Source organism: Lutispora thermophila DSM 19022 (genome assembly GCF_900142105.1).
Classification (GTDB): domain Bacteria; phylum Bacillota; class Clostridia; order Lutisporales; family Lutisporaceae; genus Lutispora; species Lutispora thermophila.
The window spans coordinates 1-5,641 of record NZ_FQZS01000050.1; the positions used below are offsets into that span (position 1 = coordinate 1).

The 5,641-nt window shown below is 35.3% G+C and carries 7 protein-coding genes; 5 read left to right on the forward strand and 2 right to left on the reverse strand.

Features of this window, described 5'->3' with window-relative positions; translation table 11 throughout:
• Positions 1–427 precede the first annotated feature (427 nt).
• The 3 genes from BUB48_RS17195 (at position 428) to BUB48_RS17205 (ending at position 2,245) form a co-directional block, all read left to right on the forward strand.
• Positions 428–940 (forward strand): ferritin, encoded by a 513-nt coding sequence (locus BUB48_RS17195; RefSeq protein WP_073028127.1) that lies wholly within the window; start codon positions 428–430, stop codon positions 938–940.
• A gap of 119 nt (positions 941–1,059) precedes the next feature.
• Positions 1,060–1,821, forward strand: a complete 762-nt coding sequence (ygiD, locus tag BUB48_RS17200; protein ID WP_333782649.1) for a 4,5-DOPA-extradiol-dioxygenase — start codon at positions 1,060–1,062, stop codon at positions 1,819–1,821.
• A 67-nt stretch (positions 1,822–1,888) separates the two neighbouring features.
• The gene (locus BUB48_RS17205; RefSeq protein WP_073028131.1) at positions 1,889–2,245 is read left to right on the forward strand and encodes an arsenate reductase family protein; all 357 of its coding nucleotides are present in this window, start codon (positions 1,889–1,891) and stop codon (positions 2,243–2,245) included.
• Between the two features lie 138 nt (positions 2,246–2,383).
• Here BUB48_RS17205 and BUB48_RS17210 read toward each other — a convergent pair whose 3' ends face one another.
• A complete protein-coding gene (locus BUB48_RS17210) occupies positions 2,384–2,638 on the reverse strand; it encodes a hypothetical protein (RefSeq protein WP_073028134.1) in 255 nt (84 codons plus the stop codon).
• 365 nt (positions 2,639–3,003) lie between these two features.
• Here BUB48_RS17210 and BUB48_RS17215 point away from each other — a divergent pair, with 365 nt between their 5' ends.
• Together BUB48_RS17215 and BUB48_RS17220 are read left to right on the forward strand one after the other, a co-directional pair.
• On the forward strand, positions 3,004–4,227 hold the full coding sequence (locus BUB48_RS17215) for an FprA family A-type flavoprotein (protein WP_073028136.1): 1,224 nt from the start codon (positions 3,004–3,006) through the stop codon (positions 4,225–4,227).
• Between the two features lie 25 nt (positions 4,228–4,252).
• A complete protein-coding gene (locus BUB48_RS17220) occupies positions 4,253–4,645 on the forward strand; it encodes a secondary thiamine-phosphate synthase enzyme YjbQ (RefSeq protein WP_073028139.1) in 393 nt (130 codons plus the stop codon).
• Positions 4,646–4,713: 68 nt separating this feature from the next.
• Here the strand turns inward: BUB48_RS17220 and BUB48_RS17225 are convergent, their stop codons facing one another.
• Complete coding sequence (locus BUB48_RS17225; RefSeq protein WP_073028141.1) at positions 4,714–5,463, reverse strand: glucose 1-dehydrogenase; 750 nt, start codon at positions 5,461–5,463, stop codon at positions 4,714–4,716.
• Between the last annotated feature and the right edge of the window lie 178 nt (positions 5,464–5,641).

The window sequence follows — 5,641 nt, forward strand, 5'->3', positions numbered from 1 at the left end:
GCTTCATCTGAAGAGCAATTGGCTTCGATGGAGACCATTGCCCAATCTGCAAGCCAATTAGAATATGTGGCACAGGAACTCCTCGGTGAAGTTAACAAGTTTAAACTACAATGACCATTAAGGAAATATGAGATAAGCAAACTGAGAGGCAGTTGATGATTCAACTGCCTTTTTTAGCGTTTAATATATAAATAATCTTAGCTATTTTAAAAGTTAAATTAATAATAAATAATCATATAATGGAGATACTGGAGTTATAGCTGTAGTTTATTGCTCAAAAGTTGACGACTCATATCAAAATTAATAAAATTTCTGAAAGTATTGTAAAAACATGATATAATGATATATAATTGGATACAAGTATCCAAATAGACATATTCGTGGAATATGTCTATTTGTAAATTGTAAATAAGAGGTGATGGATAATATGCTTAATCAAGAAGTAGTAAAATTGCTGAATGAGCAAATTAATAAAGAGTTTTATTCTTCATATTTATACTTACACATGGCTAATTATTATGCAGACCAAAATTTAGCTGGCTTTGAGAATTGGTTTTTCATACAAGCACAGGAAGAACGGGATCATGCTTTGCTGTTTCGGCAATACTTATTAAATAATGGGGAATCGATAATATTAACAGAGATATCTTCTCCTGATGAGAAATACAACAATTATAAAGAACCGTTGGTAAAAGCGCTAGAACATGAAAAGTATGTGACTGAATCCATAAGTAAAATATATGAAGCTGCATTGAAAGTCAAGGATTTCCGTACAATGCAGTTTCTTGACTGGTTCATTAAGGAACAAGGTGAAGAAGAAAAGAATGCAGATGAAAATGTCAAGAAATATGATTTGTTTGCAGGAGATCCGAAAGGATTATATATGTTGGATAGTGAAATGAAAACAAGGGTTTATACAGCGCCCTCTTTAGTTCTTTAATATGATATGGGGTCCGACATCTTTATTATTATTGATGTCGGATTATTTTTCTAAATATAATGAGATTGTAATTCAAATGTCATTTTCATAAGAAAGGATTGCAAAATACTATGTCAAAAATGCCTGTTTTGTTTGTTGGGCATGGGTCACCCATGAATGCAATCGAGGATAATGATTATTCAAAAGCTTGGAAAAGCATAGCAAAAAAGATACCAAAACCTGAAGTGATATTAGCTGTTTCAGCTCACTGGTATACTAATGGAACTAAAATTATGAACGAAAATAACCCAAAAACGATACATGACTTTTATGGTTTCCCAAAAAAGTTGTATGAGGTTTCTTATAACACTTCAGGGTCACCCCACATGGCAAAGGTTGCTAGGCAGTTGATTTCAAAAGAAACAGAATATGATAATTCTTGGGGTATAGATCACGGAACCTGGTCGGTATTAGTCCATATGTATCCAGATAGAGATGTGCCTGTGTTTCAAATCAGTATAGATGCTGCTGCTCCTCTGGAGGAACACTACAAAATAGGTAAGGAACTTAGAGTCTTAAGGGAAAAAGGTGTTCTCATGATTGGAAGCGGAAATGTTGTTCATAACTTAAGGTTGGTTGACTGGCATAAAGTTAACAAGGGCTTTGACTGGGCATATGAGTTTGATGATTATATTTACGAAAACATATTAAGCAGAAATCATGATAAAATCCTGAAATACAATGAGATTGGCGATATTGCAAAGCTGGCAGTGCCGACGCCGGATTATTTTTATCCTCTGCTATATATATTGGGAGCATCGGAAGAAGACGACAAAATCAGTATTTATAATAAATCCTGTGAATTAGGGTCATTGACAATGACTGCTTACCTTTGGGAATAGAAAATATCAAAGTGATTTGCAAATTTGATTTAGCTTCACAAAAGAGGAAAAAGAACGGAGGTACATTATGATATTTATATGTTATCCGAAATGCACTACCTGCCAGAAAGCCAAGAAGTGGCTGGTGACAAAGGGTATTAACTTTGAAGAAAGGAATATCAAAGAAAATAATCCTACAATGGATGAGCTGAAGGATTGGTATAAAAAGAGCGATCTGCCATTGAAGAAGTTCTTCAATACCAGCGGATTATTGTATAAACAATTGAATCTGAAGGACAAGCTTCCCGCTATGAACGAGGATGAACAATTAAGATTGATGGCATCAGATGGTATGCTTGTGAAGCGTCCAATTCTTATCAGCGATGATTTCGTTTTGGTTGGTTTTAAAGAAGCTGAATGGGAAGCTGCACTTGATATCAAATAACTGTTATCCATGATGATAGGAAAGTGATCTATAGATGTAATAAGCTGCATGTAGAGCTGGTAGGTAAATAAAGTTCCGCAGACAGTTATTGTAAAATTGTCTGTGGAACTTTATCACTGTTACTGCAACATATTTGCTTTAGTTTAAATCTATATACCGCGCTGTTATGCCTTCCAAGCTGTTGAGTTCATTGACCAATGATTCAACATCCTCCCTGCTGCCATAAGGTTGCAATATGATAATACCGTCATTTGAGCATGCATTGTCACTCACTTCATGTAATCCAAGGCGTGTTTTGATCTTACACCCGTTTTTTGTAAGTACTTCTTGAAATTTAACTGCATTGTCAATTCTGTTCTCCATTCGAACACCGACAATATAGTAGCAAGACATAAAATCACCCTCTCAGATACCCATAGGTATAATTATATTTTTATAATATTATAACAATTTGGTATTTATGGTACAAGAAGCAAACTTTGAAGATTGTTGGTTTTTATTTGTAAGTCTTTAGAAATTAAGAGATTTTTTGATTCCGGAAAGTATATTTATTTTTCTAACATCTGTACCAAATAAGAATAACTTAATCAATATGATTTAAATGTGTTGATATTTATAATAGTCATTCCGAGATGTTTGAATATATTGTATAATATTTATATATCTTCTATACATTTACTTATGAACTATAGGTAATTATTAACATGATGAGCAATTTCACAATGGATATTTTATTATGAGTTAAAGGAGGATAAGACATGAAGAAGTTGAAAATTGCAGACGGAATATATATGCTTACCATGAATGTTGAGGACATATTATTTGAGGGAATTTGGGAGCTTGCAAACGGAGTGACTCTAAATTCCTACATAGTGAGGGGAGAAAAGACTGCAATAATTGATGGTGTAATTGGTTGGGATGGAATACCTGAAACCCTTTACCAAAACTTAGAAGAAATAGGTGTTGATCCACAGAATATAGATTACTTGATTGTTAATCATATGGAGCCAGACCATTCTGGCTGGATTTCAAACTTCCGAAAAATTAAGGATGATTTTACAGTAATATGTACTGATAAAGCGGCAAAGATGGTAGCTTCCTTTTATGGTGGAGAAAATATAAGAATTGTGAAAGAAGGAGATACTCTGGACCTTGGAAAGGGTAAGGTACTGAGCTTTCATCCAGTGCCAAATGTTCACTGGCCAGATACCATGTACACCTATGAAAGAGATACAAAAACTCTATTTTCCTGCGATATGTTCGGATCATTTGGCAGAATGGGAGACCATTGTTTTGATGATGAGATGACAACAGAAGAGGTAGATTTCTTTGAATCAGAAGGAATAAGGTATTATTCCAACGTAATGACAACCTTTACACCTAGCTTGAGAAAGGCAATCGAAAAAGCAAAAACTTTGGAAATAAGCACTATAGCACCTGGCCATGGTCCGGTTTATAGAAAAAATCCTCAAAAAATCATAGATGATTATTTTAGGTTTTCCCAATACGCAGAAGGGGCAGGAAAAAACGAAGTAACTATATTGTGGGGCTCCATGTATGGAATGACTGCAAAAGCAGTTGATTATGTTGAAGGCATACTTCAAAGAGAAGGAGTTAAGTACAACAAGCTGGAAATGCCAATTGATAGTGACAGTGAAATGGTGGCAACTGTTTTTAAATCTGCAGGAATTATTATTGCAGCGCCTACTTATGAGTATAAGCTATTCCCACCAGTTGCAGCGGCCTTGGATGAAGTTGGAAGAAAGAAGATTGCAGGTAAATTAGCCTTTAGATTTGGGTCCTATGGATGGTCAGGAGGTGCAGAGAAAGAGTTGAATGAAATAATGGAAAGGAACAAAATGAACTGGAGTTTTATCCAATCAGTTGAATTTGAAGGTGCACCGAAGGAAGAGGACCTTAGAAAGATAGAAGCTGGAGTGTTGGAGCTTATAGGAAAGATGAAGGAGAAGATAGTAGAATAATTTTCTCCATTAGGAGGAATACAGTATGCGCTACATAATTCAAACCACAAAACCACAGCAGTTCATCGACATAACCAATATGGTGGGCGAAGAAGTAAAAAACAGCAATGTACGTGATGGTATTGCAGTCATATATGTGCCTCATACAACAGCCGGAATCACTATTAACGAAAATGCTGATCCTGATGTTGTGCGGGATATGATTACTGCATTGGACAAAACATATCCTGTACATGGAGAATATTTTCATTATGAAGGAAACTCTCATGCTCATATAAAAGCATCTCTCATGGGATCTTCTTGTACAGTGATAATTCAGGAAGGAAAGCTTCTGCTTGGTACATGGCAGGGAATATACTTCTGTGAATTTGATGGGCCTAGAAACAGGGAGTTCTACGTGAAGATCATTAGAGACTAATTCTACTATATAGAAAATAAAGCCGGTTTCAAGATATAGAGCTCGAAACCGGTTTTATTTAGATGGTTTTACTCTTCATAGATCATTTTTCGAGTCATTCCACCATCCACAATAAGGTTAATGCCTGTGATGAAATCATTTTCTTTCGATGTTAAGTAAATACAAGCTCTGGCAATATCCTCCGGTTTTCCTACTCGTCTGGACAGATGTTGTTCATGGTCAATTGATCGTAATTGCGTATAATTACCTGTTTCAATCCAACCTGGGGAAATGCAATTAACCGTAATTTTATATTTACTCAAGGAAGCTGCCAGAGCATGGGTAAGAGCAACAATTCCACCTTTGGTAGCAGCATAGGCCTCGGAATTGGGCTCAGACATAAGTGCTCTTGTGGAGGCAATATTGACAATAGAACCACCATCTTTATTCTGACGCATATATTTTGCTGCTTCACGTGAGCCTAAGAAAACGCTTCTTAAATTCGTGTTTATCAGGTCATCCCATTCTTCTACGGTTAAATCATATGGTGATTTAAATAACACTTTTCCAGCATTATTGATTAAAATATCGATTCGATAGTATGTTTGAAAGGATATTTCCATTAAATGGACAATATCTATTTCTTTTCGAACATCGGTCTGTACGAAAATGGCTTTTCCTAACTTTTCTTTAATCAGAGAAACTGTTTCTGTTCCAGCTTGTTCATCCATATCGGCTACAACAATGTTGGCTCCTTGCATGGCATAATGTAGAGCAATTCCCTTACCGATTCCATTTGCAGCTCCAGTTATAATTACTGTTCTACCGGAAAAACCCAAAGTAACCACATCCTTATGAATATATTTGTTAATATTTAAGATAACACAAAAATAAGAGTTATAGTATGATTATTCATTAGCAGGTAGTGTTAGTATAGTTTTGTAGACACAGAAGTTCGAACGATTTAAAATAAGAAGTGAAAGGAAGTGTCTACAATGGGAAGAGGTCAAAAACATT